17 protein-coding genes and 1 pseudogene are annotated in these 16,364 nt (G+C 72.9%); 9 read left to right on the forward strand and 9 right to left on the reverse strand.

Annotation, left to right across the window (positions count from 1 at the left end):
* The 4 genes and pseudogenes from E6U81_RS40560 to E6U81_RS28670 form a co-directional block, all read right to left on the reverse strand.
* A pseudogene (locus E6U81_RS40560) lies at positions 1-453 on the reverse strand (hypothetical protein); the annotation flags it as partial.
* Positions 450-2,069, reverse strand: a complete 1,620-nt coding sequence (pelF, locus tag E6U81_RS28660) for a GT4 family glycosyltransferase PelF (protein WP_136233023.1) — start codon at positions 2,067-2,069, stop codon at positions 450-452. The gene pelF and the pseudogene E6U81_RS40560, both read right to left, overlap by 4 nt.
* Positions 2,070-2,330: 261 nt before the next feature.
* The gene (locus E6U81_RS28665; RefSeq protein ID WP_136232951.1) at positions 2,331-3,767 is read right to left on the reverse strand and encodes a DUF3152 domain-containing protein; all 1,437 of its coding nucleotides are present in this window, start codon (positions 3,765-3,767) and stop codon (positions 2,331-2,333) included.
* Between the two features lie 5 nt (positions 3,768-3,772).
* The gene (locus E6U81_RS28670; protein WP_136232952.1) at positions 3,773-4,768 is read right to left on the reverse strand and encodes an alpha/beta hydrolase; all 996 of its coding nucleotides are present in this window, start codon (positions 4,766-4,768) and stop codon (positions 3,773-3,775) included.
* A 132-nt stretch (positions 4,769-4,900) separates the two neighbouring features.
* On the opposite strand from E6U81_RS28670, the gene E6U81_RS28675 reads away from it, so the two are divergent.
* From E6U81_RS28675 to E6U81_RS28690, 4 genes are all read left to right on the forward strand, one after another.
* On the forward strand, positions 4,901-5,116 hold the full coding sequence (locus tag E6U81_RS28675; protein ID WP_136232953.1) for a hypothetical protein: 216 nt from the start codon (positions 4,901-4,903) through the stop codon (positions 5,114-5,116).
* Positions 5,117-5,263: 147 nt separating this feature from the next.
* The gene (locus E6U81_RS28680; protein ID WP_031151491.1) at positions 5,264-5,902 is read left to right on the forward strand and encodes a TetR/AcrR family transcriptional regulator; all 639 of its coding nucleotides are present in this window, start codon (positions 5,264-5,266) and stop codon (positions 5,900-5,902) included.
* A 183-nt stretch (positions 5,903-6,085) separates the two neighbouring features.
* A complete protein-coding gene (locus tag E6U81_RS28685; RefSeq protein WP_031151489.1) occupies positions 6,086-6,313 on the forward strand; it encodes a DUF3107 domain-containing protein in 228 nt (75 codons plus the stop codon).
* 112 nt (positions 6,314-6,425) lie between these two features.
* Positions 6,426-6,725, forward strand: coding sequence for a hypothetical protein (locus E6U81_RS28690; protein ID WP_136233024.1), 300 nt, complete (start codon positions 6,426-6,428; stop codon positions 6,723-6,725).
* A gap of 100 nt (positions 6,726-6,825) precedes the next feature.
* Here E6U81_RS28690 and E6U81_RS28695 read toward each other — a convergent pair whose 3' ends face one another.
* Positions 6,826-7,584, reverse strand: a complete 759-nt coding sequence (locus E6U81_RS28695) for a ferritin-like fold-containing protein (RefSeq protein WP_206310035.1) — start codon at positions 7,582-7,584, stop codon at positions 6,826-6,828.
* 471 nt (positions 7,585-8,055) lie between these two features.
* Here E6U81_RS28695 and E6U81_RS28700 point away from each other — a divergent pair, with 471 nt between their 5' ends.
* The 3 genes from E6U81_RS28700 (at position 8,056) to E6U81_RS40060 (ending at position 11,253) form a co-directional block, all read left to right on the forward strand.
* Complete coding sequence (locus E6U81_RS28700) at positions 8,056-10,044, forward strand: DEAD/DEAH box helicase (RefSeq protein ID WP_240804060.1); 1,989 nt, start codon at positions 8,056-8,058, stop codon at positions 10,042-10,044.
* Positions 10,045-10,146: 102 nt separating this feature from the next.
* Positions 10,147-11,004, forward strand: a complete 858-nt coding sequence (locus E6U81_RS28705) for an alpha/beta hydrolase (protein ID WP_136232956.1) — start codon at positions 10,147-10,149, stop codon at positions 11,002-11,004.
* A gap of 96 nt (positions 11,005-11,100) precedes the next feature.
* Entirely contained in the window at positions 11,101-11,253 is a 153-nt protein-coding gene (locus tag E6U81_RS40060; protein ID WP_167344722.1) for a hypothetical protein, read from the forward strand.
* An 82-nt stretch (positions 11,254-11,335) separates the two neighbouring features.
* Here the strand turns inward: E6U81_RS40060 and E6U81_RS28710 are convergent, their stop codons facing one another.
* The 4 genes from E6U81_RS28710 to E6U81_RS28725 all read right to left on the reverse strand — a co-directional run bounded on the left by E6U81_RS28710 (position 11,336) and on the right by E6U81_RS28725 (position 14,273).
* On the reverse strand, positions 11,336-11,941 hold the full coding sequence (locus E6U81_RS28710) for a MarC family protein (RefSeq protein WP_136232957.1): 606 nt from the start codon (positions 11,939-11,941) through the stop codon (positions 11,336-11,338).
* 76 nt (positions 11,942-12,017) lie between these two features.
* Complete coding sequence (locus tag E6U81_RS28715) at positions 12,018-12,881, reverse strand: PHP domain-containing protein (protein WP_136232958.1); 864 nt, start codon at positions 12,879-12,881, stop codon at positions 12,018-12,020.
* Positions 12,882-12,983: 102 nt separating this feature from the next.
* Complete coding sequence (locus tag E6U81_RS28720; RefSeq protein WP_136232959.1) at positions 12,984-13,628, reverse strand: DUF6758 family protein; 645 nt, start codon at positions 13,626-13,628, stop codon at positions 12,984-12,986.
* A gap of 60 nt (positions 13,629-13,688) precedes the next feature.
* Complete coding sequence (locus E6U81_RS28725; RefSeq protein ID WP_136232960.1) at positions 13,689-14,273, reverse strand: suppressor of fused domain protein; 585 nt, start codon at positions 14,271-14,273, stop codon at positions 13,689-13,691.
* Between the two features lie 377 nt (positions 14,274-14,650).
* Between E6U81_RS28725 and E6U81_RS28730 the strand changes: the two genes are divergently transcribed.
* Together E6U81_RS28730 and E6U81_RS28735 are read left to right on the forward strand one after the other, a co-directional pair.
* Positions 14,651-15,766 (forward strand): magnesium and cobalt transport protein CorA, encoded by a 1,116-nt coding sequence (locus E6U81_RS28730; protein ID WP_136232961.1) that lies wholly within the window; start codon positions 14,651-14,653, stop codon positions 15,764-15,766.
* 79 nt (positions 15,767-15,845) lie between these two features.
* Entirely contained in the window at positions 15,846-16,361 is a 516-nt protein-coding gene (locus E6U81_RS28735; protein WP_136232962.1) for a hypothetical protein, read from the forward strand.
* The last annotated feature ends 3 nt before the right edge of the window (positions 16,362-16,364 follow it).

Raw genomic sequence — 16,364 nt, forward strand, 5'->3', positions numbered from 1 at the left:
CCGGTTGCGGTGGTGGAGTTCGGCCGGATCCACGGTGAACGTTTCTTCGGGGGCGAGCACGGCGAAGTCGGCGTCGCGGCCGGCCTCGATCGCGCCCTTCTGCGCCAGCCCGGCGAGGGCCCCGGGCAGCAGCGCGCAGCCGAAGGCGCGGTGGGCGGACGGCCCGGCCGGGACCGGGGCCGGCGCGGCGGCGGGCACCTCCCCGCGCGGGCTGCGGGCGTACAGCTCCTCGGCGAGGGAGAAGACGTCCCGGTGGCGGAAGCGGGCGGCGGTGCGGTCGGTGATGCCGTGGGCCTCCAGCCCGGCGGCGATCTCCAGGGGGTCCACGGCCCGCTCGCACAGCTCGCGGTGCCGGTGCAGCAGGGCCTTGACGGGATCCCCCGCGGCGCGGCGGCGCACCCTGTCGGCCACCGGCGACGGTGGGGCTGCGGTGTCGGGGTCGACGGTGGTCATACGGCGGCCTCCGAGGTCGGGTCCGGTGCGGGCTTGGCCCAGGTCGGGCTGGTCCAGTGGCCGGGCACCCGCGCCTCCGGGGGCCGGGCGAAGGGGATACCGCCGTCGGGCCTTTGGGAGCCCTTGGCCAGCAGCCGCAGGTAGATCTCCTGGAAGGCGGCGACGTTCTGCTCGACGGTGAACAGCTCCAGGGCCCGCGCCCGGGCCGCGGCTCCCAGGCGCTCCGCCCGCTCGGCGTCCCCGAGCAGGGACAGGCAGGCTTCGGCGAGCGCCCGCGGGTTGCGCGGCGGGACGACGAGCCCGGTGCCGCCGATGACCTCGCAGACCGCGCCCACGTCGGTGGAGACGGTGGCGCGCCCGCAGAGCATCGCCTCGGCGAGGGGGAGGGGGAAGCCCTCGATCACGGAGGACAGCACGACGACCCGTCCGGCGCCGTACGCCTCGGCCACGGAGGGCGCGTCGGGTCCGCCGATCTCCTCGAAGGCGACCGGGTTCTCCCCGACGGTGACGCTGTCGGCGGCCTCGTCGGGGAACAGCTGCGCGGCGAGGGAGCGGCAGTCGGCGAGGTAGTCGGGGTCGGCCGACGTGGCGAAGATCCGCAGCCGGGCACCGGGCGCGGCCCTTCTCACCTCGGCGAAGCCGTGCAGCAGGGCGATGAGGTCCTTGGCGGGCTCCACCCGGCCGACCCACACGAGCGTGTCGGCATCGCCTCGGTCGGCGGACTCCCCGACGGTGGCGAATCGGTCCGCCTCCATCCCCGGGTAGACGGTGCGCAGCCGGTCGCGGGTGGCGCCGCACCGCTCCTGCCAGCGCCGGGCGTGGGCGTTGCCGGGGGTCAGGAAGTCGGCGCGGGCGTAGATCTCGGAGGCCAGCCGCAGGTGGAAGGCGGCGAGCAGGGCCCGTACGGCGGGACGGGGCTCCTCGCCCCGCCCGGCGCCGAGGTGGGAGAGGTAGTGGGCGCGCAGCTGGACCCCGTACTCGGTGACCAGCAGCGGGACCCCGAAGAAGCGTTTGGCCAGCAGACCGGGGAGCGCCGCCGCCCCTCCGGCGGCCGCGTGGCAGACGTCGACCGCGCCGAGGCCCTCGCCGCGGGCGTCCTCCTCGTACCAGTCGAGGGACAGCGGCCGCAGCATGCGTTCGAGTTCGTCCACGAACTCCAGCAGGTCGGCCACGTGCGCCGCTTGTACGGTGCGGCTCGCGCCCGGGGCCCGGCATGCGGTCTCCAGCGCCCGGACCGCGGACTCGGAGCGCAGTGCCGCGTAGAGGCCGCCCTGTTCGCGGGCGAGGCCGGCGAGCCCGTACAGCCCGGCGGCGAAGGGGTCCGGCGCGCCGGCGCAGATCCCGTGGACCAGCTCCTTGAAGCAGTCGGCGAACCGCCGGCGCTCGCGCCGGGAGTAGGTCCGCCCGTCGTCGGCGGGGGCCCACAGCGGGGCCGTGCGGACGTGGGTGACGTGCTCGGGCAGCGGGATCCGGGCGCGCTCCTGCTCGGCGCTGCGGCTCAGCGCGTAGAGCTCGAACTCGTGCTGCGGGAGCCCGCGCACGAGCCGGTCGCACCACAGCCTGGCCTCGCCCGTCGCATACGGATAACCACCTTCCGTGAGCAGTCCGATCCGCACGAGTGGCACCCCCGATCTCCCGTTCAGGCGGTCGCCGTCGGTCAGGCGACCCGCCGCGGGAGAACTCAAGCGGATATGCCGAAGGCGCGGCGGACGGTTGTCCGTCGCGCCACCGGAAGGGGTGAAGAGTCGTAACTTTCCCGTACGGTTCGCGTTCGAGCACGCTAGAAGTACAGCCCCGGAGGGCCCGAGCCGGCATGGGCGTGCCCGGGGCGCGGCGGCGTCACTGAAGGGTGGAAGGGGCCCGCGCCGAACGCTGCGTCAGTTCCCGGGAAACGCCCAGGGGTTGGGCCTGCACTCGATGCCGTCGATGTTGAGGGACTTGGTCTGCTGCTGCATGACCGGGGCGAGCGCTCCGGGGGTGCGGCAGTTGACGTGGTCGTGTCCGAGCCGGTGGCCGACCTCGTGGTTGATGAGCATCTGCCGGTAGGTGAGCATCTGGTCCGGGCCGTAGGTCTCGGAGCCCTGGGCCCACCGGAAGGCGTTGATCATCACCCGCTCGGTGCTCGCCGAGTCGCAGGAGACGTTGCCGACGACGGTGTCGAGGTTCGACTTGGCGCACCAGACGCCGGTGGTGCCGGGGCTGGCGAGAGTGATCACGAAGTCGGCCTTGCCGCCCGGTACCCGTTCGAAGGTCTTCGTGCCGCCGTGGCCCCAGCTGCGGTCGTCGTTGAGGGTGCGGTGGACGGCCTCGGCGAAGAGCATCGGGTCCAGGCCCAGGCCCTGTTCGACGTCGACCCGGTAGCGCACGATCTTGCCCTTGCCGGGGGCCTTGGCCACACCCGGCACGGTGTCGAAGGTCCCGGGCCCGGCGAGTTTCGGGTCGAGCGGCAGCTGCGCGGCCATCTGCTGTTCGTACGTCAGCTCGGGCGCGGGCGCGGGTGCGGGTGCGGCGGCGGGCGGCGCCACGGGTGCGGCCGCGCCGCCGTTCGGGGTCGGCCGGCCGTCGGAGCGGGAGGCGGCCGTGTCGCTGCGGCCCTTCTCCGTGGCGGCGGGCGCGCCGGCCCTGGTCTCCTCGGCGTCCGTGTCGAGGAACGTCTGGCCGGCGACGACCACCGCGAGGACGGTGGTGACCGCGGCCGCGGCCATGCCGGTGTACGTCAGGGCCTTCTTGCCGCGGCCGGAGGCGGGCCGCTCCTCGACGGGTTCGGCCGGCACCCGGGGGCCGGGCACCAGGCGCTGCGCGCCGGTGGAGGTGACGGGGTCCGGTGCGGCCGGGTGCGCGGGCTCGGGAGCCCGGGGGGCCGGCTGCTCGAACGTGACCTGCGGGAAGCCCACCGCGGGCGTGCCGAAGGCCGGCGTGGCGTAGTCCCGCGGTGCGGCAGGGGCTGCCGGCCGCGCCGCGGGAGCGGGGTCGTCACCGGAGCGCGGGCGGGGTACGCCGTGCCAGTCCCCGTACACGGAGTCGGGTGCGGCCCCCCAGGCGCCGCCGGTCTCGTACTGCTGGGGGTGGCCGCCGTCGCGCGTACCGGCTGCGTGGCGGTCCTGCGACACGTATCCGTGGTGCGTGACGGTCGTCTCGGGCCACCCGGCGAAGGGGTCGTCGTTGCCGAAGACGTCGTTGCCGAACGCGTCGTACGCGAACCGGTCGTCGTACCCGGCGGGATCCGGCTGCGCCTGCGGGCGCGCTGCTGCGGGCGCCGGCGCCGGAGCGGACTCCGGAGCGGGCGCCCCGGATTTTCGACTGTGTCGTCCCACGGCCCTCAGCCCCTGCCGTCTTCGGTGTCCCGGTCCGCAGCCCCTGCGCAGGTGTCGCGCAGCAGCTCCGTGAAGGCGGCGGCCACCACCTCGGGGTACTCCATCATCGCCACGTGCCCGGCCTCGGGCAGGGTCAGCAGCCGCGAACCCCGGAAGGCCGCGGCCGCCTTGTGCGCCATACGGTACGAGACCAGTTGGTCCCGGCCACCGTAGACCAGCAGGGACGGGGCGAGCACCCGCTGCGCCTGCCGCCACAGTCCGTGCTGGCCGCCGAGGGTGTAGGCGTCGACGATGCCGCGCGAGGTGCGGGTCATCGCGTCCCAGAAGTACGGGAGCGCCATCCGGCGCTCCATCTCCTCCACCGCGTTGCGGAACCCTTCGGGCGTCACCCGGGAGGGGTCTCCGTAACAGAGGTCCGTCACCCCGCGGGTGCGCTGTTCGGCGCTGAGGCCCTGGGTCATCCGGCTGAAGAGCGCGGCCACCCCGGGCAGGGCCAGGAGCGCGGTCGGCACGGCCGACCGCTGCACGCGCAGCTCGGGAAGGGCGGGCGAGACCAGCGTCAGGGTGCGCACGAGGTCGGGGCGGACTGCCGCGACCCGGGTGGAGACGGCGCCGCCCAGGGAGTTCCCGAAGAGGTGGACCGGCCCGCGCCCGGCGGCGTCGAGGTGGCGGATGACGGCCCGGGCGAGGGCGGTGACGGAGTAGTCGCGGTCGGCGGGCGGCGGGGACCAGCCGAAGCCGGGCAGGTCCACGGCCTCGCCGTCGACGGTGTCCGCCAGCTGCTCCATGAGCGCCGACCAGTTGTGCGAGGAGCCGCCCAGGCCGTGCACGAAGAGGGCGGGCGGCAGGCCGTCGCGTCGGGGCGGGCGGACCCGGACGGCCATCTGCAGCCCGGGCAGCGCGGCGGTGCGCAGCTGCTCCCCGTCGGCCAGCCTGACCGCTCCCAGGGGGAAGGACGGTTCGGCGGCGGACCGTACGCCCGGCAGCTCGGTCGAAGACATGCGGGCAATGTTACGAGACGATCACGTTCCACTTGTTGTGTTCGCGGTCACAGTCTCATCGCGGATCCGCATAGCGGTGCCCCCGCGATCCTCCTAGGCTCTTAAGTGACACAAGGAAGCGAGGGGAGCGGCATGACTGTCGACCCTGCGGAGCCGGACACCTTCCGGGAGCGGTTTCCGGAATCCCTCGATCCTGAGGCGCCCGAGGCGGATGTGGCAGAGCAGCAGGCCGATCTCCGGCCTGGCGAGGACGACCCCGACGTCGGCCACGAGGCGGGCCAGGCCGCGGACGGCGACGCCGCCGAGCAGGCGCGCGTGGTGCAGTTGGACGAGGACGACTACCGCTGACCGACCGTCGACCGACCGCTGACCAGCGTCTCCGGGTCGTCCGTACCGCGAGAAAACTCGGCTTGGACCCCCCAGATTCGGTTACCGAAAAGTACGATGGCGGCGCGGCGCAGAGCGCCTGTGTTCCGAGAGAAAGTGGGAGGCGGCGTGACAGCCATCGAGCAGACCGAGGCAGCGCGTCCGCGGGGCACGCGACTGCCGCGCCGGGCCCGGCGCAACCAGCTGCTGGGCGCGGCCCAGGAGGTCTTCGTCGCCCAGGGCTACCACGCGGCCGCGATGGACGACATCGCGGAGCGTGCCGGGGTGAGCAAGCCGGTGCTCTACCAGCACTTCCCGGGCAAGCTCGACCTGTACCTGGCCCTGCTGGACCAGCACTGCGAGGCGCTGCTGCTGTCCGTGCGCACGGCGCTCGCGTCGACGACGGACAACAAGCTGCGCGTGGCCGCCACCATGGACGCCTACTTCGCGTACGTGGAGGACGAGGGCGGCGCTTTCCGGCTGGTCTTCGAGTCCGACCTGACGAACGAGCCCGCGGTGCGCGAGCGCGTCGACCGCGTCTCGCTCCAGTGCGCAGAGGCGATTTCCGACGTCATCGCCGAGGACACCGGCCTGTCCAAGGACGAGTCGATGCTGCTGGCCGTGGGCCTGGGCGGGGTCTCGCAGGTGGTGGCCCGCTACTGGCTCTCCAGCGAGAGCCCGGTCGCCCGCGAGACGGCGGTCGGCCTGCTGACCTCGCTCGCCTGGCGCGGCATCGCCGGCTTCCCGCTGCACGGCACGGAATCCTGACGGCCCGGCGGCCGCTGCGCCGCCACCGCCGCGCCGCCACCGCGCCGCGGCTCCCGAGGCATTCCCGCCGGTGTTCGCTGCCAGCGTGTCCGCTCTGCGCGGTCCGCATCCCCTCTCCGGGCTAATGTGGACCGCGTACGGCGCGGCTGATCGCGCGAACCGGATCGTCGGAGGGACATAGCCGTGGAGGTCAAGATCGGCGTGCAGCACGCACCCCGGGAGATCGTGCTGGAGAGCGACCTGAGCGCCGAGGAGCTGGAGGGCATCGTGGCCGCCGCGCTGTCCGGCCAGGCGCCGCTGCTGAGCCTCACCGACAACAAGGGCCGCAAGGTCCTGGTGCCGTCCGACCGTCTGTCGTACGTCGACCTGGGTGAGCCGACCGCACGCAAGGTCGGTTTCGGAGCGCTCTGAGAACTGTCCGAAACGGCCCGGTGGTTGCTTCCACCGGGCCGTTTCTCTTTCTTCCGCTTCGGGTAGGACCGCAGTGACCCGGTTTGCCCTGACGTATGGGAGAGACCTGATGCTGCTGATGGAAGTGCTCGGCGCCGCACTGCTGGGGCTCGCCCTGTCCGCCGCAGCCGTCCGAGGGCTCGAGCCCCGGCTTCCCTCTCGGCGAGTGGTGCTGGTCAGCGGGGTGGCGGGAGCACTGTTCGGGTCCTATCTCACCCACTTCGCGCTGGGCCCGGGACACAACACCCTGGTGGCGACGTTCGTCGGCGCGGTGCTGGTGTCGGCCGTGGTGCTGTCCCTGCTGCTCCGTCCGGCCCACGGGCCCCGCAGGCGTCCCCACAGGACTCCGTTTTCGCTCCCGTCGCGGGGGTGACCCCTGAAGCCGACTCGTGAGGCCGGCTCCCCCGACCACGTACGTCGGCCCCGGCGCGCACCTGGCGCGCCGGGGCCGACGTACGTGGGGAGGGGCCCGGTCAGGCGGCGAGGCCCAGGGCCGCCATCCGCTTGGTGTGGGCCTTGGTGATCCGGGTGAACATCTCACCGACGGCCGCGAGGTCGAAGCCCGCCGCCATCCCGTCGACGCCGCCGACCAGCATGGTCGAGAGCGCGTCGCGCTCGGCGACCACGCGCTGGGCCTGCGAGAGGGCCTCGCCCATCAGGCGGCGCGCCCACAGCGCGAGCCGGCCGCCGCAGCGGGGGTCGGCCTCGATCGCGGCGCGCACCTTCTCGACGGCGAAGTTGCCGTGGCCGGTGTCGTCGAGGACGCCGAGCACGAGGGCGCGGGTGTCGGTGTCCAGGTGGGAGGCGACCTCGCGGTAGAAGTCACTCGCGATGGAGTCGCCGACGTACGCCTTGACCAGGCCCTCCAGCCAGTCCGACGGGGCGGTCTGGCGGTGGAAGGCGTCGACGCCCTGCGCGAAGGGCTCCATGGCGGCGGTGGGCTCGGCCTCGATCTTCGTGAGGCGCTCGCGGAGCCGCTCGAAGTGATGGAATTCGGCGGAGGCCATCGCGGCGAGCTCGGCCTTGTCGTCCAGGGTGGGCGCGAGCTTCGCGTCCTCCGCGAGGCGCTCGAAGGCCGCGAGCTCCCCGTAGGCGAGCGCGCCGAGCAGATCCACGACGGCGGCCCGGTACTGCGGCGAGGCAGAGGCGGTCGCCCAGTCCTGCGAGGCGATTCCGGTGGCCTCGGCGGGGTTGCTGTCGTCGGCGGGCGAGGCGTTTTCTACGGTCGGCATGCTCCGCACAATAGCCCGCCGAATGGCCCCTCACGGCACCATGTCCACTCCCAGCCTGTCCACCTAAACCCACCTACCCGGTGAATTCACCCGACACACCTGCGCGATTCCGGGGTACAGTGGTAATGCGCCTGCCGAATACTCGGCGGGCCATCCGAATGAGGATGCCCGGTCGGTGGCCCGATCGGCTCCAACCGACCGCCCTCGGTGTGGTGCGTACGTCCATGCGTACCGCCTCCCACGAGGGGCCCCCTCAGCGGCAGATGCGCTTGAGCGAAGGCCAGTGGTCCCGCGCAGCTTCGTACGTGGCAGTACTGCAAGCACAGCACGGTAGGACCCCCCTCGCCGCCTCGCGCCGCGTCTCACAGAAGAGGCAGCACCCTGACTACGTTCCGAGACCTCGGGATCTTTCCCGAGACCGCCGAAGCCCTTGAGGCCGTCGGCATCGTGTCCCCCTTCCCCATCCAGGAGATGACCCTCCCCGTCGCCCTTTCCGGCACGGACGTCATCGGCCAGGCCAAGACCGGAACCGGCAAGACGCTCGGTTTCGGGCTTCCCCTGCTGGAGCGGGTCGTCGTCCCCGCGGACGTCGAGGCCGGTCGGGCCACGCCCGACCAGCTGACCAACGCCCCGCAGGCCCTCGTGGTGGTTCCGACCCGCGAGCTGTGCACCCAGGTCACCAACGACCTGCTCACCGCCGGCAAGGTCCGCAACGTCCGCGTCCTGGCCATATACGGCGGCCGCGCCTACGAGCCGCAGGTCGAGGCCCTCAACAAGGGCGTCGACGTGATCGTCGGCACCCCGGGCCGTCTCCTCGACCTGGCCGGGCAGCGCAAGCTCGACCTGTCGCGCGTGCGCGCGCTCGTCCTCGACGAGGCCGACGAGATGCTCGACCTGGGCTTCCTGCCCGACGTCGAGAAGATCATGGCCTACCTGCCCCCCAAGCGTCAGACGATGCTGTTCTCGGCGACCATGCCGGGCGCGGTCATCGGCCTGGCCCGCCGGTACATGACGCAGCCGACGCACATCCGCGCCGTCTCCGAGGACGGCGAGGGCGCGACCGTCGCCAACATCACGCAGCACGTCTTCCGTGCGCACAACATGGACAAGCCGGAGCTCGTCTCCCGCATCCTGCAGGCCGAGGGCCGTGGCCTGGCCATGATCTTCTGCCGTACCAAGCGCACGGCGGCCGACATCGCCGAGCAGCTGGAGCGCCGCGGCTTCGCGTCCGGCGCCGTCCACGGCGACCTGGGCCAGGGCGCGCGCGAGCAGGCCCTGCGCGCGTTCCGCAACGGCAAGGTCGACGTGCTGGTGTGCACCGACGTCGCCGCCCGAGGCATCGATGTCGAGGGTGTGACCCACGTCATCAACTACCAGACGCCCGAGGACGAGAAGACCTTCCTGCACCGCGTGGGCCGTACCGGCCGCGCGGGCAACAAGGGCATCGCCGTCACCCTGGTCGACTGGGACGACATCCCGCGCTGGCAGCTGATCAACAAGGCGCTGGAGCTGGACTTCCACGAGCCGGTCGAGACGTACTCCACGTCGCCGCACCTGTTCGAGCAGCTGAACATCCCGGCCGGCACCAAGGGCATCCTGCCGCGCGCCGAGCGCACGCGGGCCGGCCTGAAGGCCGAGAACCTGGAGGACCTGGGCGAGACCGGCGGACGCGGTGGCCGTGGCGGCCGCTCCGCGCAGGCGACCACGGTGACCGAGGAGCGTCCGGCCCGTACCCGTACGCCGCGGCAGCGCCGCCGTACGCGGGGCGGGTCCGAGCTCGGCGCCGAGCAGGCCGCCGGGTCCCCGGTGGCCGAGGCCCCCGAGGCACCGGCCGGCGACGAGCCGCGCAGGCCGCGCCGCCGCCGGACCCGTGTGGGTGCGGTGCCGGTGCAGTCCGCCCCGGCGGTCGAGGCCCCGGTGGCCGAGGCCCCCGCGGCTGCGGCTCCCGCGGCCGAGGTGACCCCGGTCGCCGAGGAGGCCCCGGCCAGGCCGCGGCGTGCCCGCGTCCGCAAGGCCGTGGAGAGCGCACCGGAGCCGGACTTCCAGATGGCCCCGCTCGTCGAGCCGGCGCCCGTCCGGGCGCGACGCCCGCGCCGGGTCGTCGAGACCGCCCCGGAGCCGGACTTCCAGATGGCGCCGCCCGTCGAGCCCGTCAAGGCGCGGCGCACCCGCAAGGCGGCGACCGCTGCGGTGACCCCGGTCGCCGAGGCCGCCGTGGCCGTGGCCGAGGAGGCTCCGGTCAAGCCGAAGCGCACGCGTACCCGCAAGGTCGCGGAGGCCGCTCCGGTCGCCGAGGCCGCCGCCGCGGCCGAGGAAGCCCCGGTCAAGCCGAAGCGCACGCGTACCCGCAAGGTCGCGGAGGCCGCTCCGGTCGCCGAGGCCGCCGCCGCGGCCGACGAGGCCCCGGTCAAGCCGAAGCGCACGCGCGCCCGCAAGGCCGCGGCCGCGCCCGAGGCGTAGGACCCGGCACGTACGCAGACGGCCCCGGTCCCCTTTCGAGGGGACCGGGGCCGTCTGCGTACCCGGGCCGCGCCGGAATCTACGGGCCGGTAACCTCGGGCCATGAGCAAGCCCCCGCGCCTCACGCTGCCGTCCGCCGCCCGTGCGTACCGCCTGTCCACCGACCGCGGCCCCTTCGCCGTGCACGAGGCCGGCGGGCCGGTCCGCGGCACCGCCCTGCTGGTCCCCGGCTTCACCGGCAGCAAGGAGGACTTCATCGGGCTGCTGGAGCCGCTGGCCGCCGCCGGCTACCGGGTGGTCGCCGTCGACGGACGCGGCCAGTACGAGACGCCCGGCCCGCGCGAGGAGTCGGCGTACGGCCTGGAGGAGCTGGCGGGCGACGTCCTCGCGCAGGTCAGGGCCCTGGGCGTGGACCGCGTGCACCTCGTCGGCCACTCGCTGGGCGGGCTGATCTCGCGGGCCGCCGTGCTGCGCGACCCCTCGCCGTTCGCCTCGCTCACGCTGCTGAGCAGCGGGCCGGCGGCGATCGCCGAGGAGCAGCAGGCGCGTACGAAGCTGCTGGTCGCCGCACTGGAGGCGATGGGCGACGACATGCCGGGGATCTGGGCGGCGATGCGGGCGCACGACCCGCAGGACGCGGCGCAGGACTCCCCCGAGCTGACGCACTTCCTGCGCGAGCGGTGGCTGGCCACCGTTCCCGAGCAGCTGGTCGTCACGGGCCGGGCGCTGATCTGCGAGCCCGACCGGGTGGACGAGCTGAGCCGGGTGGCGCTTCCCAAGCTGGTGCTGTCGGGGGCGGTGGACTACGCCTGGCCGGTCCCGCTGATGGATGCGATGGCCGAGCGGCTCGGTGCGCGGAGGGTGGTCGTTCCGGGGACCGAGCACTCCCCGAACGCCGAGGATCCGGCGTCGACGGCCGCCGCGCTGGCCTCGTTCTGGGACTCCACCACCGACATGTAGTTAGCCAGTGAAAAAATTTCCTTAGCGTAGGGAATGATTGCGGCCTACACTTCGTTGGAACAGTGCAAGGAGAACACTGACGAAGGGAGAAGCCCCATGCGCTTCGAGATTCTGCGCCTGGACGACGTCGACGGGACCGCCGTGGACAGCACCGTCGTGGACGCGGCCTCCGTCAACCGGATCGTGCAGCAGGCCGCGTACGTCGGCCAGCGCATCCTGATCCGACCGGCCGAGAGTGCGTCCATCTGACGCTCCGCGCGAAACGTTCACGCCCCCGCACCGGGACCGGTGCGGGGGCGTTCGCGTGACTGCGGTCGCCGGCGGTCGACGGTCAGGCGCCCTGGACGACCTGGAGCACGCCGTTGATGATCTGCTGGACGGCGATCGCCGACAGCATCATGCCGGCGAGCCGGGTCACGAGGACGACGCCGCCGTCCTTGATGACCCGGATGATCACCAGCGAGTAGCGCATGGTGATCCACAGCACGACGTGCATGGCGATGATCGCGGCCCAGACGGAGATCTGGCCGGCCGCCCCGTCCGCCTTCTGGACGGCCAGGATGACGGAGACGATCGCACCGGGCCCGGCCAGCAGCGGCATGCCGAGCGGGACCAGGGCGACGTTCACGTCCTTGGTCTGCTTGGGCTCGTCGGTCTTGCCGGTGAGCAGGTCCAGCGCGATGAGCAGGAGCAGCAGACCACCGGCGATCATCAGCGCCGGAACGGAGACGTGCAGGTAGTCGAGGATCTGCTGACCGCAGATGCCGAAGACCGCGATGACGCCGAAGGCCACGCAGACGGCCTGCCAGGCCATGCGGCGCTGGACCTTGACGGGCCGGCCGGAGGTCAGCGCCAGGAAGATCGGCGTGATCCCCGGGGGGTCCATAATCACAAAAAGGGTGAGAAAGAGGGATCCGAAGACGGCGAAGTCGAACACAGTGATGCCTTGCAGGAGAGAGGGGTGTCGCGAAGAAGAAGTCAGGGACGGGTCGAGCGGGCCGCGAAGTGGCCGGTCAGCGCCCGAGTCCGCCGGCGCCCGGCACGGGGAAGGCCCCGGTCGCGCGGCGCGTGATCTCGCCGTAGATCTCGGGGTCGGTCGTGTACTCGCCCAGGCGGCAGGTCTTGCGGCTGCCGTGGTAGTCGCTGGAGCCGGTGGTCAGCAGCCCGAGGTCCGCCGCCAGAGCGCGCAGGCGCGAACGGGTGTCGGCGTCGTGGTCCATGTGGTCCACCTCGATGCCGTCCAGGCCCGCGGCCGCCAGCTCGGCTATCGCGGACTCCGGCACGCACCGGCCGCGCTTGACGGCCGCGGGGTGCGCGAGGACGGTGACGCCGCCGGCGGCCTTGACCAGGCGTACGGCGTCGAAGGGGTCGAGCTCGTGTTTCTCGGCGTACGCGCGGCCGCCGTCGGCGAGCCAGTCCGGCGTGAAGGCGTCCGAGACGGTGGGCACGACGCCCAGCTCGACGAGGGCGGTGGCGATGTGCGGCCGGCCGACCGAGCCGTCACCGGCGATCCGCGCCACCTGTTCCCAGGTGATGTCCACACCGAGGTCCCGGAGCTTGCCGACCATGGTCCGGGCCCGCGGGACCCGGTCGTCCCGGACGAGTTCCCGCTCGCGGGCGAGCTCGGGCTCCTCGGGGTCGAAGAGGTAGGCGAGCATGTGCACGCCGGTCCCGTCGAGCCGGCAGGACAGCTCGGCGCCGGTCACCAGCGTCAGTCCCGCAGGAAGGGCGGCGAGGGCCTCGCCGTACCCGCCGACGGTGTCGTGGTCGGTCAGCGCGACCACGTCCAGCCCCGCGGCGGCCGCATTGCGCACCAGCCCGGCGGGGGTGTCCGTACCGTCGGAGGCCGTGGAGTGGGCGTGCAGGTCGATGCGCACAGCCGAGCTCCATGGGTCGTACGGACGGGGGGACACCCCAGGATAACCGGGCGGAAGGTCCGCTTTCGCCGGATGGATCTCCGCGGGGACGCCCGCGGCGATCTACGCGGGACCCAGGATGCGCGGGCTCAGGGCCCCGCACGGGAGGAGTTCCACCTCGGCACCCCCTTCGCGCAGGTCGGTCAGGACCAGCTCGTCGTACAGCAGGAGGCCGGACTGCTGCGGCCAGACGATGGCCCACAGCCACAGGCCGCGCGCCTCGCCGGCGAAGACGGCCCGATCGTCCGGGCCTCCGCCCACGTGCCACAGCGGTGTCGGCCGGCCCGCCGCGACCACCTTGGTGTGGGGCGGACCGGCCATGTTGATGGACCGGCCCGGGTCGAGGCCGTCGATCCCCGCGTACCGCGAGCCCAGGCCGACCCCCAGCTCCTCCGCGATCAGCAGCAGCTCCCCCATGCCGCCCACCGGTCCGGGACCGGAGCAGGCGACCACCGTCGCCCGGCCCCCGCTGCGGTCGTCACCGGCGGACGCCACCCCGGTGAACAGCCATCCGAGCGGCAGCGGCCACGGCATCCACACCGGTACGCGCGCCCGCTGCACGACCACGCCCAGGCCCTCCACGCTCGGCGGGATGACGGGTTGCAGGGGGTGGACAGCGCCGTGCACCGCGCACTGCCAGGAGTCGGAGAAGAGTCCGGGCGCCCTGACCCGGCCACCGCACTTCGGGCAAGTTGGTTCACCCCTCATAGGTAGCCACGCTCCTCCCCGCCCGGCCGCCAGTCAAGGCATGGTCACCCGTCCGGGCTGTCAGTCCAGGGCGACGGCGCTGCGCAGGGGGTCCCGCAGGTCCGTTCCGCGCGCGAGCCAGCGCTCCTGGAGGGCGGCCGCACCGTGGACCCGCTTCCAGGCGGCCTCGTTCGCCGTCATCGGCAGCAGCGGCAGGAACCGCACCGGGTCCAGGGGCTCGTCGAGCTCCAGGTCCTCCACCAGACCGCCCGGTTCCGCCACGAGGACGGAGCTGAACGGCGCCCCCTCCCACAGCGGCTCACCCACGTCGAGCGAGGCACCCGGAGCCACCACCAGCCCCTCGACCTGCGGGGAGGCGGCCAGCACCGCGAGCGGCCTGAGCAGTTTGTCGGTGTCCGCCAGCCCTCCCCGTACGGTCAGCACCAGTTCGGCGCGCGGGCCCCGTACGGGGTCGGCGACCACGGCGGTCGGATCGGTCATCGGGTTCGCTGACATCCCGAGGGTCGCGTACCGCACGAGGTCGCCCTCGGCGAAGCGGAGTACCTCGATGCGGTCGGTGCCCAGGAAGGTGACGGCGGCGCGGGCGTCGGGTTCACCGAACGCGGTGCGCAGCCGGGCCTCGACGAGGGCCATGATTTCTGCCATGAAACGAGCATAGAACTCGTATCAGCCGGGTAAAGGGCGGGTCTTGACCATCCGTCGGCTGATAGTGTTGACAGCTGTTCGGGGCCGCACGCAGAAGCGTTGTTTCAAGGCCCCGGAGACAGGACGTCCCCTACGGGGGACCGGCCGGAGGAGGTGGGGCTGCGGTGGACCGAAGTCGATCGTGCAGTACCAATCGCTCTTCCGCTTCTCCGGCGGGCGCTTCCCGCCCCCTGTGATCTTCTGATCAGTAGAAGAGCGACGGCAGAACACTTGTCCTCCCGTCCTGTTCCCTCCCGCCTGCCCGGGCCTGCCCGCCCGCGGTGCCGGAGGGTCTCCCACCCGTACGGTCCGCAGCCGTGCGCGCGAAGGAGCCTGCCATGTCGATGCTGCCCTACCTGCGTGCGGCCGTCCGCCCGTCCCTGCGCAAGTCCGCCTCCCTACAGCCCGGCTACGACGCGACCCGCGACCCGTCGGCGAGCAGCGCGGTGGTCGACTGCGCCGTGTACCGCGACGGCCGCCGGGTGCTGGGGCCGGCGTGTCTGACGCCCCGTGAGGCGATCCGCCGAGTCCGCGAGGACGGCGGCTTCGCCTGGATCGGCCTGCACGAGCCGACGGAGGCCGAGTTCGCGGGGATCGCCGCCACCTTCGGCCTGCACCCGCTGGCCGTGGAGGACGCGGTGCACGCGCACCAGCGGCCCAAGCTGGAGCGGTACGACGACACCCTCTTCACCGTCTTCAAGACCATCCACTACGTGGAGCACGCCGAACTGACCGCCACCAGCGAGGTGGTGGAGACGGGCGAGGTGATGTGTTTCACCGGCCCCGACTTCGTCATCACCGTCCGGCACGGCGGCCAGGGCTCCCTCAAGGGTCTGCGCCACCGCCTCCAGGACGACCCGGAGCTGCTGTCCAAGGGGCCCTCGGCCGTCCTGCACTCCATCGCCGACCACGTCGTCGACGGATACATCGCGGTCGCGGCGGCGATGCAGGACGACATCGACGAGGTGGAGAGCGATGTCTTCGCGGCCCCGGCCAAGGGCAGTGCGCGCGGCGGCGACGCGGGCCGGATCTACCAGCTCAAGCGCGAGGTGCTGGAGTTCAAGCGGGCGGTCTCGCCGCTGCTGCGACCGATGGAGCTGCTGAGCGAGCGGCCGATGCGGCTGGTGGACCCGGACATCCAGAAGTACTTCCGGGACGTGGCCGACCACCTCGCGCGGGTGCACGAGCAGGTGGTGGGCTTCGACGAGCTCCTGAACTCGATCCTCCAGGCCAATCTCGCGCAGGCGACGGTCGCCCAGAACGAGGACATGCGCAAGATCACTTCCTGGGCGGCCATCATCGCCGTGCCGACGATGATCTGCGGCGTGTACGGGATGAACTTCGACCACATGCCCGAGCTCCGGTGGGAGTACGGCTACCCGATGGTGATGGCGACGATCTTCGGCGCCTGCTTCACCATCCACCGCGCCCTGCGCCGCCACGGCTGGCTGTAGGGGCGGTTTCGCCGATGGGGCCGGGTTGATCGGCGAGACACCTCATCGGGTCCGCGGGGCGACCCCCTAACCTGTGCGCATGACTCTCAGCGCGCTCGACCTGGCCCTCGTCGAGGAGGCCACCAAGAAGTCCGGCCTGATCTGGGTCCGCGGCGCCGGGGCCGACCGCGCCCTGTGGCACGCCTGGGTGGACGGTGCGGCCCACGTGCTGGGCGACGGGCCCGGCGAGCAGCCGTTCCCGGGGCTGGTGGACGGCGCGGGCGCCGAGGTGACCGTGCGGAGCAAGGACAAGGGCGGCCGGCTGGTGGCCTGGACGGCGACCGTACGGGAGCTCCCGCCCCGCGGCGAGGAGTGGCAGGCGGCCGTCGCCGAGCTCAAGGGCAAGCGGCTGAACGCGCCCGACTCGGTGGACATGACCGAGCGATGGGCACGGGAGTGCCGGCTGCTGCGGCTGGAGCCGGAGTCGGTGCGGTCCGACCTCCCCGACGGCTCGCTGGCCGCGACCCCGCTGGGCTCCCCGGCGACGACCCGCCGCCCGGTCCCGGCGGCCCTGCCGAAGCTCCTGCTGAAGCGGAAGAAGGCCGCCCGGGGCTGACCG

The sequence above is a fragment of the Streptomyces sp. A0592 genome, assembly GCF_004795115.1.
Classification (GTDB): Bacteria; Actinomycetota; Actinomycetes; order Streptomycetales; family Streptomycetaceae; genus Streptomyces; species Streptomyces erythrochromogenes.